Below are 18,930 nucleotides of genomic sequence, written 5' to 3' on the forward strand. Positions count from 1 at the left end.
GATGGTGTGGCGGCAACACTTATGTCCAACCTGGGCTTGGAGCTCGCGCTTGGCGAGCTTGGTATTGCCTTTGAGCGCGCCAACGTCGGCGATCGTTACGTGAAGGCATTAATGAATGAGCGAGGCTTCTCGCTGGGTGGTGAAAATTCGGGGCATATTATTTGCTCGGATGTGAGTACCACTGGCGACGGCGTAGTGGCTGCGCTGCAAGTGCTGAAAGCCATGCAGACACAATCCGCTTCGCTCTCCACCTTGCGCGCGCCACTGCAGATGTTGCCGCAAGTGATGATAAACGTTCGTACAGCGGGTGCCTTCGACCTGAGTGACGCCGCGTTGCAGGCGGCAGTTGCTGATGTGGAGGCAGAGCTGGGTGATCGAGGGCGGGTATTGCTGCGTGCCTCGGGCACCGAGCCGTTGATTCGCGTCATGGTTGAAGGACATGACGAGCAGCAGGTACAGCGGCTCTGTAAGCAGTTGGCGCAGCGCGTCGAAAGCTTGGCAAGCTGATGTTGTATGTGTGTATAAGTTTATGTAAGATTGGCGCCCATTTTGCGCTAAGGGAAGTGCTATGCGGAGCAAACTGGTAGCAGGTAATTGGAAAATGCACGGAGATCGTGCGGCTATCGGTGAGTTGCTGACTGCCCTAAAAGCTGAATTACCCTCTGAGCCAAGCGTTGATATTGCCGTTTTCCCCAGCGCGGTTTATATCAACGACGCGATTAAGGTGCTCAAGGGAAGTCCGGTTGCCGTTGGTGCCCAGAATGTCTGTGAATACGCCGGTGAAGGTGCATACACGGGTGAGGTGTCGGCAGCCATGTTGGCCGATGTCGGTTGTCGCTATGTGATTGCCGGGCACTCTGAGCGCAGGGCGCTTTATGGTGAAAGTGACGCGCTTGTCGTCACAAAGGTTAAGCGCGCTCTCGATGTAGGCTTAACGCCGGTGCTGTGCGTGGGGGAATCGGAGTCTGAGCGCGAAGCCGGGCAAACCCTAGAAGTGGTTGCGCGTCAGCTGAATGCGCTTTGGGATCAACTGTCAGTAGCAGACTTGGGTTCCTTAATAGTGGCTTACGAGCCGGTGTGGGCAATTGGTACAGGTAAGACCGCCACCCCGGAGCAGGCGCAACAAGTACACGCGTTTATTCGCAGCGTGTTTGCCGAAAAAGATGCCAATCTCTCAAATGAGATGAGAATTCTTTATGGCGGCAGTGTAAAAGCGGCGAATGCTGCTGAGTTATTTAGCCAGGCTGATATCGATGGTGGCTTGGTCGGTGGCGCATCGTTGAATGCGCAGGAATTTTCCGCAATATGTCGGGCGGCGGAGTAAATGGAACAAATTATATTAGTTGTACATGTTTTGGCTGCGCTGGCCATTATCGGTTTGATCCTTGTTCAGCAGGGTAAAGGTGCCGATATGGGGGCGTCTTTTGGTGCAGGTGCATCGCAGACGTTGTTTGGCAGCGATGGTAGTGGTAATGTGCTGACCCGCGCGACAGCGATCCTGGCAACACTGTTCTTTGTAACCAGTTTGTCGTTGGCTTATGTGGCCAAGCAGCGCAGTGTCATTGGTGAAGATATCATCGATGTACCTGTTCTGGAGGAGAGTCGCGAAGTGGCTCCAGTGCCTGAGGGTGACCTCCCTGAGGCGGCTGCGTCGGACATGCCGGCGATGAGCGACAGCGACATGCCCCAGGGGCAGTAAGTAGTAATAAAGCCGAAGTGGTGGAATTGGTAGACACGCTATCTTGAGGGGGTAGTGAGCATAGCTCGTGCGGGTTCAAGTCCCGCCTTCGGCACCAAATACCGAAAAGGGAGTTGCAAGGCAGCTCCCTTTTTTTTGTGCCCCGTTGTCGCCATGATCGTGCGCCTGTATGTGGGTATTTGCCTGTGTTTATCTTGACCTGGTTCGGGCGACTGTCTATAATTTCGCCTCCTTGGAGCAGGTCAGTTCTGGTGGCGGTGAGAGTTTCCGTCATTGGGTGCGTAGGGCGACTCATCTGCTTTTATAGAAGTTTTTAAAAGCCCCTTACGTAGGGGCTTTTTCGTATCGTCGCGGTGTAGTTTGCGATGGTCGACAGGAAATTTCGATGGTGGGCCTTGGGCCCATTTTTTATTGGTGGGTAATTAATTTGTCAGCACAGCGCGACAAGCTAGAAGAAATGCTAAGGCCGGGCATCGAAGCCCTGGGGTTTGATTTGTGGGGGATTGAATACCAGTCCCACGCAAAGCGCAGCATGCTTCGCATTTATATTGATGCAGAGGCCGGTATTTCTGTTGATGATTGCGCCAAGGTCAGTCATCAGGTGAGCGGTGTTTTGGATGTCGAGGATCCGATTACTGGTGAGTACACGCTTGAGGTGTCTTCGCCGGGTATGGACCGCCCCTTGTATCGCTTAGAACAGTACGCTGAGTATATTGGCAGCGATATTAATATTCGCTTGCGCATCGCCTTTGAAGGGCGGCGCAAATTCCAAGGTCGCTTGGTAGCGATTGAGGGTGATGAAGTTGTTATTCAGCTTGATGGTCACGAGTACTTGTTGCCATTCGAGCAAATTGACAGAGCACAGATTGTCCCGAGTTTCTGACGGGCAATTAACCATAACAGCCGGCTACGGAATAGAGGCGGACGATGAGTAAAGAAATATTGCTGGTAGTTGAAGCAGTATCCAACGAGAAGGGGGTGTCTAAGGACATCATCTTCGAGGCGATGGAACAGGCTTTGGCCACTGCGACGAAGAAGCGCTATGAAGAAGACTCGGATATCCGTGTTGTAATTGATCGGGTGACCGGTGATTACGAGACCTTCCGTCGCTGGGAAGTAATGCCTGATGATGAAATGGCATTGCTCGGCACGCAGTTTACGCTCGAAGAGGCTCACGAGTGTGACCCGAGCCTTAAGGCTGGCGATGTATATGAAGAGCAAATTGAAAACGTCGGCTTTGGCCGAATTGCTGCGCAGACAGCCAAGCAGGTTATCGTGCAAAAAGTGCGCGAGGCCGAACGAGCGCAGGTTGTTGAAGAATACGCCGGTCGCGTCGGTGAGCTGATTAATGGCACGGTGAAAAAAGTCACCCGTGACAGCATTATCGTTGACCTTGGTAACAACGCCGAGGCCCTTCTGCCACGAGAAGAGCTGGTGGGTCGGGAAGTTTTCCGCATCAATGACCGTGTGCGCGCCATTCTGCAAGACGTACGCCCGGAAGCGCGAGGCCCGCAGCTGTTCCTCAGCCGTGCATGCCCGGAAATGCTGATCGAACTCTTCAAAATTGAAGTGCCAGAAGTTTCTGAAGATGTGATCGAAATCCGCTCTGCTGCGCGTGATCCCGGCTCTCGCGCTAAGATCGCCGTTAAGACTAACGACGGCCGCATCGACCCAGTTGGTGCATGTGTTGGTATGCGTGGTTCGCGTGTGCAAGCCGTATCGGGTGAGCTCGGCAATGAGCGTGTTGACATTATCCTGTGGGACGACAACCCAGCGCAGCTGGTAATCAACGCGATGGCGCCGGCTGAAGTTGAGTCGATCGTCGTCGACGAAGATACCAATACCATGGATGTGGGTGTTGCCGAGGATAACCTAGCGCAGGCCATCGGTCGTGCCGGACAGAATGTTCGACTGGCTAGTGAGCTGACGGGTTGGACGATCAACGTAATGAGCGTTGATGAGATGGCTGAGAAGCACGAGCAGGAATCTGGTCAGATTATCGAATCTTTCATGGAGAGCTTGGACGTCGGTGAAGATGTTGCCGAAGTTCTTGTGGAAGAAGGCTTTACCACCCTTGAAGAGGTGGCCTACGTTCCGCTTGAAGAGATGATGGCGATCGAAGGTTTTGACGAAGAAATTGCTCAAGAATTACGCGCGCGAGCCAAAGATGCGCTGCTGACTCAGGCAATTGCAAGTGAAGAACAATTGGATGCTGCTGAGCCGGCTGAAGACCTGTTGACGATGGATGGCATGGAGAAACACCTGGCCTTCATCCTCGCCAGCCGTGGCATTGTGACGATGGAAGATCTGGCTGAACAAGCTGTTGAAGATCTTCTCGATATTGAAGATATGACTGAAGAGCGGGCTGCTGAGCTGATTATGACTGCCCGTGCCCCCTGGTTTGCCGACGAAGACGAATCAGCAAGCTAAGCGAGTCGTACAGTTTAGGGAGATAATGAATGGCTGAAGTTACCGTGAGCCAGCTTGCCGAAGTTGTTGGCGCACCAGTAGAGCGTCTACTTAGGCAGATGAAAGAGGCCGGTTTGTCGCACAGCTCGGCGGAACAAAAGGTGTCCGACGAAGACAAGCAAACTCTGCTGACCTTTCTAAAGCGCAGCCACGGTGAGTCCACCGAGGGGCCGCGTAAAATTACCTTGAAGCGTAAGACCATCAGTACGCTAAAAACAGGTTCGGGTGCGGGCAAGAAAACTGTCAACATCGAAGTGCGCAAGAAGCGGACGTATGTAAAACGCGACCCTGCTGAGCTGGCCGCAGAGGCCGAGGAAGCGGCGCGTCTGGCTGCTGAAGCTGAGCAAGCGGAAGCTGCAGCCACTGAAGCGCCTGTTGAGGTTGCTGCTGAGCCGGAAGTCAAAGAAGAAGCGCCTGCAGCTGAGGTGCCCGAAACCGCAGCACCTCAAGAAACTGAGGTTGTCGAGGCGGCAGAGCCTGCACCCGTGGCGGAGCCCGAGCCTGAGCCCGAACCGGAAGCTGAGCCCGAGCCAGAGCCAGTGGTAGAAGAGCCAGCGGCGGAAGCGGAACCCGAGCCGGAAGCGGAGCCTGAGGTGGCAGCAGCCCCTGTTCAGGACGAATACGTCGAAGAGGTTGTTGAAGAAGACCCTCGTGATATCGACCCGGAAATCCTGCGTCAGCGTGCAATCCTGCGCCGTAAAGAAGAGGAAGAGCGCGAGAAAGAGCGTCGTGCTGCTGTCTTAGCGGAGAAAAAGCGCGAAGAAGAAGAGCGTGAGCGCAAGCGCAAAGAACGCGTTGAAACTGAGCAGAAGAAATCAGCCGGTCCCCGTCATTTGCGGGCCGCGCCAAGCAGCGATAATGACGATCGCGGCAAGGGCAAAAAAGGCAAAAAAGGCAAAGGTCGTCGCGACGATTTTGATAATGATCGCGGAGCCGGTCGCCGCAAGAAGAAAACGCTCAAGCTGCCAGAAGATCAACAGCGCCACGCATTCCAGGCGCCCACTGAGAAGATTACCTACGAGGTGTCTATCGGTGAAACCAGCACCGCCAGTGAGCTGGCAGGGCAAATGAAGGTGAAAGCGGCTGAAGTAATTAAAGAGCTGATGAAAATGGGCATGATGGTGACCATTAATCAGCCTCTGGATCAGGAAACGGCGCAACTCGTTGTCGAAGAAATGGGCCACAAGGCCAAGATCGTTTCTGAAGATGCCGTGGAAGAGGCATTGGAAGAAACGCTGGTTGCTCAGACGGGTGAGGGTACCCTGAAGACGCGTGCGCCGGTAGTGACCGTAATGGGTCACGTTGACCACGGTAAAACGTCTCTGCTGGACTATATTCGCAAGGCAAAAGTGGCCAGCGGCGAGGCGGGTGGCATTACCCAGCACATTGGTGCCTACCATGTGGAAACTGGTCACGGCATGATCACTTTCCTGGATACTCCTGGACACGCGGCCTTTACGGCAATGCGTGCCCGCGGTGCGAAAAGTACCGACATTGTTATCTTGGTAGTTGCGGCTGACGATGGTGTTATGCCGCAAACCGAAGAGGCAATTGCCCACGCTCGTGCAGCCGAAGTGCCGCTGGTAGTTGCGGTTAACAAAATGGACAAAGAGGGCGCCGACCCCGAGCGGGTGAAAACCGAACTCTCTCAGAAAGAGGTTATCTCTGAAGAGTGGGGCGGTGATACACAGTTCTGCTATGTGTCTGCACACAGCGGTGAGGGCATTGATGCCCTGCTGGATGCCGTGCTGCTGCAAGCTGAACTGCTAGAGCTTAAAGCCGCTGACGATATTCCTGCTCAGGGTATGGTGATTGAGTCACGCCTTGATAAAGGTCGCGGTGCCGTGGCCTCAGTGCTGGTGCAACAAGGCCAGCTCAAGCAAGGCGATATTGTTCTGGCCGGTCAGTGCTATGGCCGTGTTCGGGCGATGCTGGACGAGAACGGTAAGCCGGTTAAGCAAGCCGGGCCATCGATCCCCGTCGAGATTCTCGGCTTGGATGGTACGCCTGAAGCGGGTGACGGTTTTGTGGTGGTTGAAAATGATCGCCGGGCGCGTGAAGTGGCTGACTTCCGTCAGGTGCGCGAGCGCGAGCAGCGTATCAAGCGTCAACAAGCTGCCAAACTGGATCGCATGTTTGAAAGCATGGAAGCCGGTGATCGCAAGACTCTGAACGTCGTGCTAAAAGCCGATGTGCGCGGTTCGCTCGAGGCTATCCAGGCGTCATTGCTGGATCTTGGTAATGACGAAGTAAACGTCAATATTGTGACCGGCGGTGTAGGCGGTATCACTGAGTCTGACGTGAATCTGGCGATGACCTCTGAGTCGGTGATGTTTGGCTTTAACGTACGTGCTGACGGCAGTGCGCGGAAGTTGGCGGAAAGCGAAGGTATCGACCTGCGCTACTACAGCGTTATCTATGATTTGATCGACGATGTGAAGTCGGCATTGAGCGGTATGCTCAGCCCAGAAATGCGCGAAGAAATTGTGGGTATTGCCGAAGTGCGTGACGTATTCCGTTCGCCGAAGTTTGGTGACATCGCCGGCTGTATGGTCGTCGAGGGAACGGTTTATCGCAGCAAGCCGATCCGCGTTCTGCGCGACGATGTGGTGATATACGAGGGTGAACTTGAGTCCCTGCGTCGCTTTAAAGACGATGCGAACGAAGTGAAGAACGGTCTTGAGTGCGGTATCGGCGTTAAGAACTACAAAGACGTTCGTCCCGGCGACAAGATCGAAGTGTTCGAGGTGAAAGAAATTGCCCGGTCACTGTAAGGCATTGCAAGAGCGGGAGGCACGCTAATGAAAGAATTTAGTCGTACCGCCCGCATAGCCGACTTTTTGAAGCGAGAGCTGGGCAGTTTGATCCAGCTTGAACTTCGCGACCCACGCATTGGTATGGTGAGTGTCACGGACGCTGAAGTGAGCCGTGATTTGAGTCATGCGAAAATTTTCGTGACGGTCATGGGTAAAGACAATGCCGAGGAAGCCGCTGAGTCATTGGCGGCGCTCAACAAAGCTGCAGGTTTTTTGCGCAGCCATGTTGCCAAGGTAAATAATGCTCGTACAACACCGCAGCTGCGGTTCTTCTACGACTCTTCTATTGATCGAGGCCAGCGTTTGAGTTCGCTCATTCAGCAGGCCGTCGATTCCGATCGCAGCCGCCAGGCCGATAACGACGACGAGGCCTGAGCTTGGGGCGTCGTCGAAAAGGCCGCGCGGTCAGCGGCATCCTTGTGTTGGATAAGCCGCTGGAGCGCAGCTCGAACTCTGCCATGATTGTGGCTCGAGCGATCTACAAGGCAGCAAAAGCCGGCCATACCGGGGCGCTCGATCCGCTAGCCAGCGGCGTTTTACCGATTTGCTTCGGTGAGGCGACGAAGTTTTCCCAATACCTCCTCGATGCTGACAAGGTTTATCGCACTACGGTTGTGCTCGGCGAGCAGCGCAGCACTGGCGATGCCGAGGGTGAGGTGGTGGCTCTTACCGATGCTAGCTTTCTTTCTGAGGCCGACGTCGAGGCAGTGCTGCCGGAATTTCGTGGAGAGATTCTGCAGGTGCCGCCAATGCACTCCGCCCTCAAAAAAGACGGCAAACCGCTCTATGAGCTGGCGCGTAAAGGCGTTGAAGTTGAGCGTGAGGCGCGCCCTGTTACCATCAGCCGCCTCGAGCTTGAGGGATTTCGGCCCGGCACGCGTGCTGAGGTCGACCTGTTGGTTCACTGTAGCAAGGGCACCTATATTCGCTCACTCGCCGAAGACATTGGCGCGGCGCTGACGGTAGGCGGCTATGTCTCCGCCCTCCGGCGTGTGCAGGCAGGGCCGTTCGACGAGTCTCAGGCCTTGGATTTCGAAGCGCTGCAGCCACTGCGTGACCGGGAGGCATTTGACGAGCTTGACGCCTTGTTGCTGCCCTTGGACACCGCCTTGACCCATATCCCGGCGGCGCGGCTCGGTGAGGTCGCCGCTGGGTTTTTGCGCAACGGTCAGGCGGTATTTGTGCCGCAGTTGCCTGCCGGGGAGTTGTTTCGCTTATACGAAACCACGCCATCTGGCCCGGTTTTTATGGGCTTGGGTGAATTGTTGGCCGACGGGCGCATTACGCCTCGTCGTTTGCTGGCAAATATGTGATAATACGCCGCTGGTTTTCGCGATGTATTGCGTGAGGCCGGTTGTAAAGTTTGACGAGGCCCGAAGGGTTTCCAAACCTGTCTGTAGATATGCACGGTCAGGCTTGCTTATTCACGCATATCAGTAAGAGGAAATTATTATGGCACTATCTGCCGCAGAAAAAGCTGAAGTTGTAAAACAGTACCAAACTGCCGAAGGCGACACTGGTTCGCCAGAAGTGCAAGTTGCACTGTTGACGGTAAACATCAACAAGTTGCAGGGTCACTTTGAAGGCCACAAAAAGGATCACCACTCTCGCCGTGGTTTGATCCGCATGGTAAACCAGCGTCGTAAATTGCTGGACTACCTGAAACGCAAAGACCAAGAGCGTTACAGCAAACTGATTAAAAGTTTGGGTCTGCGTCGCTAAAAGAAGAATAAGTGAGGGGGCCGCAGGCCCCCTCATACTTTTTGTAACCCCTGTTTAGGGAGGAAATAATTCGTGAATCCCGTTTCTAAAACGTTCCAGTGGGGCGGTCAAACCGTTACATTGGAAACCGGCCGCGTTGCCCGTCAGGCAAGTGGCGCGGTGCTCGTCACCATCGAGCAAACTCAAGTTCTGTGTACCGTGGTTGCAGCAAAGACTGCCAAGCCCGGTCAGGACTTTTTCCCCTTGTCTGTGCATTACCAAGAGCGTGCTTACTCCGTCGGTAAAATCCCCGGTGGTTTCTTCAAGCGCGAAGGTCGTCCCTCTGAGAAAGAAACGCTGACGTCGCGTTTGATCGACCGTCCGATTCGTCCGTTATTCCCCAATGGGTTTAAAAATGAGGTGCAGGTTGTTTGTACCGTCATGTCGTCTGAGAAAGACGTTGACCCGGATATCGCGGCACTGATCGGTACGTCGGCCGCGCTGGCGGTATCGGGTGTTCCTTTTGCCGGCCCTATCGGTGCAGCTCGCGTGGGCTTCACCGCAGAAGATGGCTATATCCTCAACCCGAGCTACAGCCAGCTGAGCACAAGCCTGCTGGACATGGTTGTTGCGGGCACTGAAGACGCCGTTCTGATGGTTGAATCAGAAGCGCAAGAGCTGAGCGAAGATCAAATGCTGGGTGCGGTATTGTACGCCCACCAGGAAATGCAAGCCGCCGTTAAAGTGATTAAAGAGCTGGCCGCTGAAGCGGGCAAGCCCACTTGGGACTGGCAGCCTGAGCCCGAGAACACCGCGCTGATGGCCGCTGTTGCCGATGGCTTTAAAGGTGGTTTGGGTGAGGCCTACCGCATTACCGACAAAATGGAGCGCTACGCCAAAGTGGGCGAGCTGCGCGACCAAGCCGTTGAGCAGCTGGCTTCTGGTGATGACGCCGAGTTTGATGCTGAAGACGTGAAAGCAGTATTCGGTAAGCTGGAAAAGCAAATTGTTCGTCAGCGTATCCTCAATGGCGAGCCACGCATCGACGGTCGCGATGGCCGCACTGTGCGACCCATTAGCGTAGAAGTGGGCATGCTGAACAAGGCCCACGGTTCTGCCCTTTTCACTCGTGGTGAAACTCAGGCCATTGGTGTTGCGACGCTGGGTACCACTCGTGACGCACAGCTCATCGATGCCCTGGAAGGCGAGCGTAAAGACAACTTCATGCTGCACTACAACTTCCCTCCTTACTCGGTGGGCGAGTGTGGTCGCATGGGTGGCACAGGCCGCCGCGAAATCGGTCACGGCCGCTTGGCTCGTCGTGGTTTGGCTGCGGTATTGCCCACGGCTGAAGAATTCCCTTACACCATTCGCGTGGTGTCTGAAATTACTGAATCCAATGGTTCTAGCTCCATGGCCTCAGTGTGCGTTGGCAGCCTGTCGCTGATGGATGCCGGTGTGCCGCTGAAAGCGCCCGTTGCTGGTATTGCCATGGGTCTGGTTAAAGAAGGTGAGCGCTTCGCGGTACTGACCGATATCCTGGGTGATGAGGATCACCTCGGTGATATGGACTTTAAAGTTGCCGGTACAGCCGACGGTGTTACTGCATTGCAGATGGACATCAAGATCGAAGGCATCACGCAAAAGATCATGGAAGTCGCGCTGGAGCAAGCGCAACAAGCGCGCTTGCACATCTTGGGTCAGATGAATCAGGTGCTGTCGGTATCTCGCGACGGCGTGTCGGACAATGCCCCCAGCATGCACGTGATGAAGGTCGACTCTGACAAGATTCGCGACATTATCGGTAAAGGCGGCGCAACTATTCGCGGTATTTGCGAAGAGACTGAAGCGCAAATCGATATTGAAGATGATGGCACCGTGCGTGTTTACGGTTCTGACGCTGCATCTCGCGATGCTGCAGTGGAGCGCATTCTTGCTATTACTGCAGAGGCTGAAGTCGGTGAAACGTATGTTGGCACTGTCGCGCGTATCGTCGACTTCGGGGCCTTTGTTAATATCCTGCCCGGCAAGGATGGTCTGGTACATATCTCGCAAATCTCGGAAGAGCGTGTTGAGAATGTCAGCGACTACTTGAAAGAAGGTCAGGAAGTTAAAGTTAAAGTCCTGGATGTCGATCAGCGTGGTCGCATTAAACTTTCTATGAAAGAAGTTGAAGCAGAAGAGGCCGCCGCTCCCGAAGCGGAATAAGTGCTCTCGCTGTGAACGAAACCCCACCCCGGTGGGGTTTTTTTATGCGTGAGATAAAGTCATTTTTATATAGTGTGACATAGCAGAGATTGCCGCTAGACAAGCTTGAAGGCTGTGATAACCTCGACATGCAGTTTGATGGAATGCAAACAACAACAAGAGGAAATCCTATGAAAAAAGTAATGATGGCAACGGCTTTTTTGGCGGCATCTAGTGCAAGTTTCGCTGTCGCGCCGGGTGGCCCAAATTGCGGTTGGGGGAATATGCTATTCTCAGGCCAGTCTGGACTGGCATCTCACTTCCTGGCTTCATGGACTAATGGTACCTCCGGTAATGCGACTTTCGGTATGACCTCTGGCACCAACGGTTGTTCTGCCGACGGCACGCTGACATATGGCGGTAAGTCGATGGTGAACGTCGGTCAGATCATGGACGAGTTTTCTGAAGACGTCGCTCGCGGCGAAGGTGAGGCCCTGACGGCTGTTGCTGTGTCTTTTGGCATTGCCGAGGAAGATCGCGCAGTATTTAAAACCACACTGCATAATAATTTCGACAGCCTGTTCCCCTCGGCTGACGTGAATGCGGAATCTGTGATGAATTCAATTGTGGAATTGATGAAGCAGGATAAGCAGCTGGCGAAGTACGTTTCCTAATTGCTTGGCATTAGCGTTACCTTAACGGCCCCGAGGGGCCGTTTTGTGTTTATGGAAGAAATAAAATATGAGAGCGAAGCTAAAACAAGCTCTGACTATATTGCTGGGTATGTGCGCCAGCTCAGCGTTGTTTGCGGCCACGATGGAGTCGCTGCAGGCGTATGCCGCGGAGCCACAGTGGCGCGCGTTGCTGCACTTCCCAAAGTCATCGACAGGCCCGAGCTATGTCGACGACCCGCGCTTTTTTCTGGCTGAGACTGGCCGGAGTAGTCCACTTGCAGAACTAACAGAAACGCTTGCGGCGTTTTCAGCGGAGCCGTCGTTGCGATGCCGCTATCCAGCGCGAGAGCAGTGGCTGGTCGAAAAAAAGCTGTTGGCACCGGCCGCTCAGCACTGCGACGAATATCGGCAATGGCGTGACAAGCTTAATGTGGACGCGGTTGTTTTAGTGCTCGCCTCAAGTTATTTGAACAGCCCCTCATCGATGTATGGACATACCTTTTTGCGATTGGACCCTGCGGGTGAGCGCGGCGACAGCGATTTCCTCTCGTATGCGTTAAATTTCGGCGCGAATATCCCCCCCGGTGAGAACGATTTGCTCTACGCCTACCGGGGCTTATTTGGTGGCTACCCAGGGCTGTTCAGCATGCAGCCCTACTATCAAAAGATTCAGGAATATACCCGCCTGGAAAATCGCGATATGTGGGAGTATCGGCTGACATTAGCGGATGAAGAAATAGAGCGTTTACTCAGTCATGTGTGGGAGTTGCGCAATGTTAACTTCGACTATTTTTTCTTTGACGAAAACTGTTCCTATCGCTTGTTGGAGCTATTGGAAGTTGCGCGTCCCGGCCTGGATCTAACGAGCCCCTTCGAATATGCCGCAATGCCAGTGGACACGGTGCGCGAAGTGGTTGACGCTGGATTGGTCGGTCAGATTGATTACCGGCCGTCAAAGCGGCTGGAGTTAGATACCTTAACGGCGGCTCTAAGTGCCGAGCAAAGAGTCTGGGTTCGGCAACTGGCCGACGGCGAAAGGGAAGACTTAGCGGATACCGGCTTGGATGCCGACGCTCAGCGAGCAACCTACCTGGCCGCTTATCGATACTTGCGTTATCGACTGAACACGGCTCCGCGAACCACTGAAATGGCGGCGCGGAGTCTTCGCTTACTCCGTGGTGCGCGTAAGCCTGGGGGCTTTAGCGCGCCGGTAGTCAGCACGCCGCCGCGACCGGAGCGTGGGCACAGAACGTCAATGTTCGGCTTGGGCGTGGGTTATCGAGAATTTTCCGAGCAGGGGCCTGCGGGGAACGAGGCGTTGGAGTATGTCGATCTGAATTGGCGGATTAGTTATCACGATGCCCTGGATGCTATGGCGGGCTATCCTGAGGGAGCCAGCTTGGTAATGGGTAACTTGGCGTTGCGGTGGCAGGATCAGGAAGGCGTGCGCTTGCAACGCTTCGACCTCGTCGATATCCGTTCCTTGTCTCCTCGGGGAGAGTTCTTTTCACCGATCAGCTGGCAGGTTCAGCTGGGGTTGGAGCGCTTGGATGATGCCCCCAGTCAGCCGCTTGTTGCGCAGATTAATGCCAGCGGCGGCGGGACCTGGCCAGTGATGAAAGGCGTGGCCTACCTGATGCCAGCATTGCGTTTTGAATATAACGCGGATTTTCGCGAGGACTGGCGGTTGGCGCCTGGCATCAATATTGGCCAGCTTTGGCAAGGAGCCAAGTATTCTGCCGAGATAGCAGGCCAGTGGCAGGACTTCTCCGGCGCCGGAGAAAGGAAGATCCTTAAACTCAGCGGGAATTATGCATGGTCTGCCGATAGCAGTTTGCGCTTGAGTATCGACTATCGAGACCAGCCTTGGGGGCATTCTCACGGAGTAGCGCTATCATGGCGTCAGCATTTTTAGGCCGTGCGGCGGCGTTGTGTCTCGCCGTTGTTTTATTAAGTGGCTGCGAGGCGCTGTTATTTTTTCCTCAGCAGCAGTTGCTGCGCACGCCGGAAGATGTCGGCCTTGTGTATCAGGATGTGCGAATCCCTGTCGGAAATACAGCGCTCCACGGCTGGTGGCTGCCAGCTGAGCAGCCCCGCGCAACGCTGTTATTCAGCCACGGTAATGCCGAGAATATCAGTACCCACTTGGCGAGTGTGTATTGGTTGCCGAAAGAGGGCGTCAATGTTCTGTTAATTGACTATCGCGGCTTCGGTAAATCCGAGGGGGTGCCCAGTGTGGCGGCGGCGGTAGAAGATGTACGCGCAAGCTGGCAGTGGTTGTTGGCTGAGCAGGGGGATTGGCCCTTGTTTGGACTGGGGCAGAGCTTAGGGGCAAGCCTGATGGCTGCCGCGACTGCGCGAGAGGCCGAGGCGCTTACGGGGCATATTGCCGGGCTGGTGCTCGATGCCGGTTTTACTCGCTATTCAGCTGTGGCGAGAGAGCAGGCTGCTAAGAGCCCCCTTACCTGGTTGTTGCAGTGGCCGGTTGGCTGGGCGATGCCATCGGGTTTTGATCCCATCGATGCCCTGTTATCGCTACCGTCAGCGCCGGTGCTGATTATTCACGGCCGACGCGACCCGGTGATTGCTCTGCATCATGCGCAGCAGTTACATGAACAAGCCAAACCGCCAAAGTCACTTTACGTATACGACGGCGGTCACATTGAAAGTTTTCATCGCGCTGCCACGCGGCAGCGCCTTCTGGATTTTATTGATGAGAGCGTAGGGCGCTAAGCTGCGCGAACCGACGCCGTCAGTGTTGGTGTCCGCCCTCACCATGAGCGTGACCGTGCTCACGCTCCTCCGCGGTGGCGGCGCGCACTGAGTCGATATGAATGGTAAAGGTAAGGGTTTTACCCGCCAGTGGGTGGTTGGTGTCCACGTCGACAGAGAATTTGCCCACCTTCACTACGGTAGCGCTACGGCTGCCCTGGTCAGTATTGAAACGCACGATTTGGCCCACACGTAATTTACCCTCGTGCTTCAAATACTTGGCAGGAATGCGTTGCTGTTTACCCTCTTGCACTACGCCGTAGGCTTGCTCGGGCGGAAGCGTGACTTCAAAGTCATCGCCAGCTTGGCGTTTGCTGAAGGCTTTTTCCAGGCCGGGAATAATATTGTTCGCACCGTGTAAATAGAGGGTGGGCGTCTCGCCAAAATTACTTTCCAATACACTGCCGCTGCTGTCGCGCAGCTCATAGTGGAAGGCCACCACACAATTAGTATCGATTTCCATACATCCCCCTGCAAATCATCACTGCCACGGCTCGCTAGAGCATTTGCCGCGTATAATAAGTGCTGATGAGGGCTTAGGGTAGAAAAACAAGAAAGGAGTTCGAGAATATGGGAGAGGTCGTTAAATTTGCGCCACGCAAGCCGCGCAAACAAAGCAGCCTGTGCCGGGAAGGCCACCATAAGTGGAAGGTGGAAAAGCGTACGCAGTTTGATGTAAAGCAGGGACGGTTGGTGAGTGTTTATAAGTGTGAGCGCTGTGGGTTGACGAAAACCCGCGCCGACTAAGCGGCGTGAGTTTAGTGTGCGAGTTCTTCGTCTAGCTCGGCGCTAATCAGTGCCAACCAGTTTTGGGCCTCGTCATGGCCTTCCACCGCTTTCACCACGCATGCGATCCCTAGCAGGTGCTCCATGAGGAGTTTTCGCATTGGAACGTTGTTCTCTGAGGCTTGTTCCTGTAGAAACAAGAACGCCTGTGCGCTAATGTCGTCGATCTGCATCTGCTGAGTGTTTTCTCGATACTCTGACAGCGTGACTACTTTTGACATTGCCATTTCGCAATCCTCTTGTGACATGGCAAAAGTATATGACGGCACCGCGGTGTAAGCGCTTCGTAATTACACGTATGGGGCATTCTGCGGGAATGCTGAACATTTGAGGAACTGGCTAAATCTATGTCTGACAATATCGTGATCGGCGCCGATGGCGTTGAGCAGATCCCATTAAAATCTTATACCGAGAAGGCGTATTTGGATTACTCCATGTACGTTATTCTTGATCGCGCGCTGCCGAATATTGCCGATGGCTTAAAGCCTGTTCAGCGCCGAATTGTCTATGCGATGAGTGAGCTGGGATTAAAGGCCAGCGCAAAATACAAGAAGTCGGCGCGCACCGTTGGCGATGTTATCGGTAAATTCCACCCCCATGGCGATAGTGCGGTCTACGAGGCTATGGTGCTCATGTCTCAGGACTTCTCTTACCGTTATCCGCTGATTGACGGTCAGGGGAACTGGGGCTCTCCCGATGACCCCAAATCGTTTGCGGCGATGCGCTATACCGAATCCAAGTTGACGCGCTACGCCGAAGTCATGCTGAGCGAGTTGGGGCAGGGCACTGTAGATTGGGTGCCGAATTTTGACGGTGCGCTTGATGAGCCTGCCATGCTGCCCGCGCGGGTGCCCAATATTCTGCTGAACGGTACCACCGGTATCGCGGTGGGAATGGCCACCGATATCCCCCCTCACAATCTTCGGGAAGTGGTGAGTGCCTGCATTCATCTACTCGATGCGCCCAAGGCCACCGTTGCCGAACTCTGTGAGCACGTGAAGGGCCCGGATTTTCCTACCGATGCCGAGCTGATTACGCCCGCTGACGAAATTCGAAAAATCTATGAGACCGGGCGCGGCTCCTTGAGAATGCGGGCGGTGTGGCAGGAGGAACACGACGACATCGTTATTACGGCGTTGCCTCACCAGACCTCAGGCTCCAAGGTGTTGGAGCAAATTGCCCAACAAATGCAGGCCAAGAAATTGCCAATGGTGGTCGACCTGCGCGATGAGTCCGACCACGAAAATCCGACCCGGCTGGTGATCGTGCCGCGCTCTAACCGGGTGAATACCGAAGCGCTAATGAACCACTTGTTTGCCACCACGGACCTGGAGCGCAGTTATCGGGTCAACATGAATATGATCGGCATTGATGGCCGGCCGCAGGTAAAGAGCCTGGATCGTATTCTCGGAGAGTGGCTGGAGTTTCGGACTAATACCACTCGCCGGCGTTTGGAATTCCGTCTCGATAAAGTTCTCAAGCGTTTGCATATTCTCGATGGTTTATTGGTCGCGTTCCTCAATATCGATGAGGTCATTGCCATTATCCGTGAAGAGGATAAACCGAAGCCTGTGCTTATGGAGCGCTTCGGTTTAAGTGACACGCAAGCCGAAGCCATCCTAGAGCTGAAACTGCGTCATTTGGCCAAGCTCGAGGAGATGAAAATTCGCGGCGAGCAGGAAGAGCTGTCGGCCGAGCGAGACCAGCTCGAGCAGACGCTTGGCTCCACCCGTCGAATGAAAACGCTGGTGCGCAAAGAGCTATTGGCCGCGGCAGAAGAATATGGCGACGAGCGCCGTTCACCGCTGGTGGCGCGTAACGAGGCGAAGGCCTTTGCGGAAGAGGATATCGTCTCCGCTGATCCAGTAACCATTGTTTTGTCGGAAATGGGTTGGATTCGCGCGGCCAAAGGCCACGATATTGACCCTGTTGCTCTTAGCTATAAGTCGGGCGACCGTTTCAATTTGGCGGCGAGGGGGCGCAGTAACCAGTCCGTATTGATCTTGGACAGCACCGGGCGCAGTTACAGCGTCGCCGCTCACACACTGCCATCGGCTCGAGGACAAGGGGAGCCCCTGACTGGGCGCATTAACCCGCCGTCGGGCGTGAGCTTTTGCGGAATGATGATGGGGGGCGACGACAGTTATTACCTGCTGGCCTCCGATGCGGGTTATGGCTTCGTTGCCAAGCTGGGTGATTTACACAGTAAAAACAAAGCCGGTAAAGCGACCCTGACCCTGCCTAAGGGTGGTCAGGTAATGTCGCCGGTTGCGGTTGCCGGGCTTGAAGAGCATTTTGTCGTGGTGATCAGTAGCGAGGGCCGTATGTTGGTTTTCCCCGTCACTGATTTGCCGATTATGGCGCGTGGCAAAGGCAACAAGCTGATTGGTATTCCCGGCGCACGCGTCGCCAGCCGAGAAGAGTATGTGGTGGCAACGGTGGTAATGGGCAGTCGCGACAGCATTAAGGTGCTCTCTGGCAAGCGCCACCTGTCTTTAAAACTCTCGGAACTTGAGCACTATTTGGGTGAGCGCGGTCGCCGTGGCCACAAATTGCCGCGTGGCTTCCAGAAAGTTGATGGCGTTGAGCTGATTAGTGCTGAGCAGTAGCGCCGCCATTGGGGCGACGCTGCAGTTGCTCCAGGTCGAGCGACTTCAGCTGGCTGTGCTGGCGCTCCAGTAACTCATTGTAGGGCGACTTGAGGCTTCCCACGCGGTTGCCTCGACAGCTTGCCCAGGCATCGAGGCGCTCGTGGTTGCAGCAGTTGTTGTCCAGCCAGATCCCTTCGCCTTCGGCGGTGGTGATATGCAGCCGGTCAATAGCCGCACATTCATCTGCCTGGCAGTGCCAGTCACTGCCCTCGCTGCAGACGCGGGCGATACCCGGGCGAATTTTTAAACTGCGGTCCAGCTTGTGGAGTAGCTCTGCGGCGCACAATGCGCGAAACAGTGGGGCGTCGCAGCCGTCCAATTGGAAGAAGCGCAGCGTGACGGCGTTGTGCCGAGTCAGTATGAGTTCACCGTGGTAGAGGCGAGCAATGGCCTCGCTGCGGGCAAACGCCGTCTGCAGCTGCTGCTCAAAGCGTTCCGCGGTCATTTTTTCTTTCAGGTCGTCATAGGCCTGCCAATGGCAGTGCAGTATGTAGTAGTCGCGGTAGCGTTTTTCACCGGCCTGCATCAGCCGAATCTGGGGATTATGTATTTCATTTAGCAGCTCTCCGAGTGCATCTTGGCCGGGGTAGAGGCTCTCATCGTCTTTGATCGGTTGGGCAAGGCGCGCGCGGGCCCTATCCAAATGGCGCTCAATGCCGAGCATGGGTACGGCGATCAGCGCATAGCTCAAGCAGCAGAGGATGGCGGTGAGCAATAACAGCGTTTTACCGAGATCGCGTATTTCATTGCCAATTAGCTCGCTGCTCAACGACAGTTTGACTTGCCCGAGACGCCCGTCTGCAGCGACGGCTGACTGGTAGTTCAGGTGGTCGTCCCGCCAGGTTCCGGCTTCCGCGACGGCTTCGCCGCGCGCATTTTGAATGCTGCCGTACACGATGAGAGGGCTTTCGATATAGTCCTGCAATATGGCCTGCAGGCTGACGCGGTCATTGCGCAACAGCGCTTGCTGGCTCTGGGAGGCAAGTTGGTTGGTCCACTGCTGGCCGATCAAGCGGGTGGTTTCTAGCAGGATCTGCTTGCTGGCGGTCATGCTGGTAATTAGCAGGGTAAGGCCGGCAATACCGCATATCAGCGCAGCGATAAGGCCGCATTTCGACGCTAGGGATAGGCGCAGAAGCTGTTTTAGCATGTTTGTTTATCCGCTGAGAGAGTGG

17 protein-coding genes, 1 tRNA gene and 1 pseudogene are annotated in these 18,930 nt (G+C 54.9%); 16 read left to right on the forward strand and 3 right to left on the reverse strand.

The window, feature by feature from the left end; all coding sequences use genetic code 11:
* From glmM to ABNS66_RS11975, 14 genes and pseudogenes are all read left to right on the forward strand, one after another.
* A pseudogene (gene glmM / locus ABNS66_RS11910) lies at positions 1-507 on the forward strand (phosphoglucosamine mutase); the annotation flags it as partial.
* Positions 508-568: 61 nt separating this feature from the next.
* On the forward strand, positions 569-1,324 hold the full coding sequence (gene tpiA, locus ABNS66_RS11915) for a triose-phosphate isomerase (RefSeq protein ID WP_286693936.1): 756 nt from the start codon (positions 569-571) through the stop codon (positions 1,322-1,324).
* On the forward strand, positions 1,325-1,699 hold the full coding sequence (secG, locus tag ABNS66_RS11920) for a preprotein translocase subunit SecG (protein WP_286836836.1): 375 nt from the start codon (positions 1,325-1,327) through the stop codon (positions 1,697-1,699). It abuts the gene before it with no gap.
* 11 nt (positions 1,700-1,710) lie between these two features.
* Positions 1,711-1,796: transfer RNA gene (locus ABNS66_RS11925), tRNA-Leu, on the forward strand.
* Positions 1,797-2,126: 330 nt separating this feature from the next.
* Complete coding sequence (rimP, locus tag ABNS66_RS11930) at positions 2,127-2,582, forward strand: ribosome maturation factor RimP (protein ID WP_204996155.1); 456 nt, start codon at positions 2,127-2,129, stop codon at positions 2,580-2,582.
* A gap of 44 nt (positions 2,583-2,626) precedes the next feature.
* Complete coding sequence (gene nusA, locus ABNS66_RS11935; protein ID WP_204996156.1) at positions 2,627-4,129, forward strand: transcription termination factor NusA; 1,503 nt, start codon at positions 2,627-2,629, stop codon at positions 4,127-4,129.
* 29 nt (positions 4,130-4,158) lie between these two features.
* Entirely contained in the window at positions 4,159-6,942 is a 2,784-nt protein-coding gene (gene infB / locus ABNS66_RS11940; RefSeq protein ID WP_286693937.1) for a translation initiation factor IF-2, read from the forward strand.
* Positions 6,943-6,969: 27 nt separating this feature from the next.
* Positions 6,970-7,359, forward strand: coding sequence for a 30S ribosome-binding factor RbfA (gene rbfA / locus ABNS66_RS11945; protein ID WP_036256379.1), 390 nt, complete (start codon positions 6,970-6,972; stop codon positions 7,357-7,359).
* 2 nt (positions 7,360-7,361) lie between these two features.
* The gene (gene truB / locus ABNS66_RS11950; protein ID WP_286836709.1) at positions 7,362-8,297 is read left to right on the forward strand and encodes a tRNA pseudouridine(55) synthase TruB; all 936 of its coding nucleotides are present in this window, start codon (positions 7,362-7,364) and stop codon (positions 8,295-8,297) included.
* Positions 8,298-8,436: 139 nt separating this feature from the next.
* On the forward strand, positions 8,437-8,706 hold the full coding sequence (gene rpsO, locus ABNS66_RS11955; RefSeq protein ID WP_027874146.1) for a 30S ribosomal protein S15: 270 nt from the start codon (positions 8,437-8,439) through the stop codon (positions 8,704-8,706).
* Positions 8,707-8,778: 72 nt separating this feature from the next.
* A complete protein-coding gene (pnp, locus tag ABNS66_RS11960; RefSeq protein WP_286693939.1) occupies positions 8,779-10,893 on the forward strand; it encodes a polyribonucleotide nucleotidyltransferase in 2,115 nt (704 codons plus the stop codon).
* A gap of 170 nt (positions 10,894-11,063) precedes the next feature.
* The gene (locus ABNS66_RS11965; protein ID WP_027874144.1) at positions 11,064-11,546 is read left to right on the forward strand and encodes a DUF3015 domain-containing protein; all 483 of its coding nucleotides are present in this window, start codon (positions 11,064-11,066) and stop codon (positions 11,544-11,546) included.
* 67 nt (positions 11,547-11,613) lie between these two features.
* The gene (locus ABNS66_RS11970) at positions 11,614-13,461 is read left to right on the forward strand and encodes a DUF4105 domain-containing protein (RefSeq protein ID WP_348655334.1); all 1,848 of its coding nucleotides are present in this window, start codon (positions 11,614-11,616) and stop codon (positions 13,459-13,461) included.
* Complete coding sequence (locus ABNS66_RS11975) at positions 13,443-14,279, forward strand: alpha/beta fold hydrolase (RefSeq protein WP_286693941.1); 837 nt, start codon at positions 13,443-13,445, stop codon at positions 14,277-14,279. The genes ABNS66_RS11970 and ABNS66_RS11975 overlap by 19 nt, the downstream gene beginning before the upstream one ends.
* Positions 14,280-14,298: 19 nt before the next feature.
* On the opposite strand, the gene ABNS66_RS11980 is transcribed toward ABNS66_RS11975, so the two are convergent.
* Positions 14,299-14,781, reverse strand: coding sequence for a peptidylprolyl isomerase (locus tag ABNS66_RS11980; RefSeq protein ID WP_286836704.1), 483 nt, complete (start codon positions 14,779-14,781; stop codon positions 14,299-14,301).
* Between the two features lie 107 nt (positions 14,782-14,888).
* Between ABNS66_RS11980 and ABNS66_RS11985 the strand changes: the two genes are divergently transcribed.
* Positions 14,889-15,065, forward strand: a complete 177-nt coding sequence (locus ABNS66_RS11985; RefSeq protein ID WP_027874142.1) for a hypothetical protein — start codon at positions 14,889-14,891, stop codon at positions 15,063-15,065.
* Positions 15,066-15,076: 11 nt separating this feature from the next.
* Here the strand turns inward: ABNS66_RS11985 and ABNS66_RS11990 are convergent, their stop codons facing one another.
* Complete coding sequence (locus ABNS66_RS11990) at positions 15,077-15,331, reverse strand: hypothetical protein (RefSeq protein ID WP_027874141.1); 255 nt, start codon at positions 15,329-15,331, stop codon at positions 15,077-15,079.
* A gap of 120 nt (positions 15,332-15,451) precedes the next feature.
* Here ABNS66_RS11990 and parC point away from each other — a divergent pair, with 120 nt between their 5' ends.
* Positions 15,452-17,713 (forward strand): DNA topoisomerase IV subunit A, encoded by a 2,262-nt coding sequence (gene parC / locus ABNS66_RS11995; protein ID WP_204996164.1) that lies wholly within the window; start codon positions 15,452-15,454, stop codon positions 17,711-17,713.
* Here parC and ABNS66_RS12000 read toward each other — a convergent pair.
* Positions 17,697-18,905 (reverse strand): hypothetical protein, encoded by a 1,209-nt coding sequence (locus tag ABNS66_RS12000; protein ID WP_286836701.1) that lies wholly within the window; start codon positions 18,903-18,905, stop codon positions 17,697-17,699. The two genes, parC and ABNS66_RS12000, sit on opposite strands and share 17 nt — an antisense overlap.
* Positions 18,906-18,930: the final 25 nt, after the last annotated feature.

Origin of the sequence: uncultured Spongiibacter sp., assembly GCF_964011655.1 — a bacterium.
Lineage (GTDB): Bacteria > Pseudomonadota > Gammaproteobacteria > Pseudomonadales > Spongiibacteraceae > Spongiibacter > Spongiibacter marinus.

Bases quoted from the DNA above. Each gene is read 5' to 3' on its own strand.
- ABNS66_RS11970 (WP_348655334.1), top strand. From the start codon at position 11,614: ATGAGAGCGAAGCTAAAACAAGCTCTGACTATATTGCTGGGTATGTGC.
- parC (WP_204996164.1), top strand. From the start codon at position 15,452: ATGTCTGACAATATCGTGATCGGCGCCGATGGCGTTGAGCAGATCCCA.
- tpiA (WP_286693936.1), top strand. From the start codon at position 569: ATGCGGAGCAAACTGGTAGCAGGTAATTGGAAAATGCACGGAGATCGT.
- ABNS66_RS11980 (WP_286836704.1), bottom strand. From the start codon at position 14,781: ATGGAAATCGATACTAATTGTGTGGTGGCCTTCCACTATGAGCTGCGC.
- ABNS66_RS12000 (WP_286836701.1), bottom strand. From the start codon at position 18,905: ATGCTAAAACAGCTTCTGCGCCTATCCCTAGCGTCGAAATGCGGCCTT.
- ABNS66_RS11985 (WP_027874142.1), top strand. From the start codon at position 14,889: ATGGGAGAGGTCGTTAAATTTGCGCCACGCAAGCCGCGCAAACAAAGC.
- secG (WP_286836836.1), top strand. From the start codon at position 1,325: ATGGAACAAATTATATTAGTTGTACATGTTTTGGCTGCGCTGGCCATT.
- ABNS66_RS11965 (WP_027874144.1), top strand. From the start codon at position 11,064: ATGAAAAAAGTAATGATGGCAACGGCTTTTTTGGCGGCATCTAGTGCA.
- rpsO (WP_027874146.1), top strand. From the start codon at position 8,437: ATGGCACTATCTGCCGCAGAAAAAGCTGAAGTTGTAAAACAGTACCAA.
- rbfA (WP_036256379.1), top strand. From the start codon at position 6,970: ATGAAAGAATTTAGTCGTACCGCCCGCATAGCCGACTTTTTGAAGCGA.
- ABNS66_RS11990 (WP_027874141.1), bottom strand. From the start codon at position 15,331: ATGGCAATGTCAAAAGTAGTCACGCTGTCAGAGTATCGAGAAAACACT.
- ABNS66_RS11975 (WP_286693941.1), top strand. From the start codon at position 13,443: ATGGCGTCAGCATTTTTAGGCCGTGCGGCGGCGTTGTGTCTCGCCGTT.
- nusA (WP_204996156.1), top strand. From the start codon at position 2,627: ATGAGTAAAGAAATATTGCTGGTAGTTGAAGCAGTATCCAACGAGAAG.
- infB (WP_286693937.1), top strand. From the start codon at position 4,159: ATGGCTGAAGTTACCGTGAGCCAGCTTGCCGAAGTTGTTGGCGCACCA.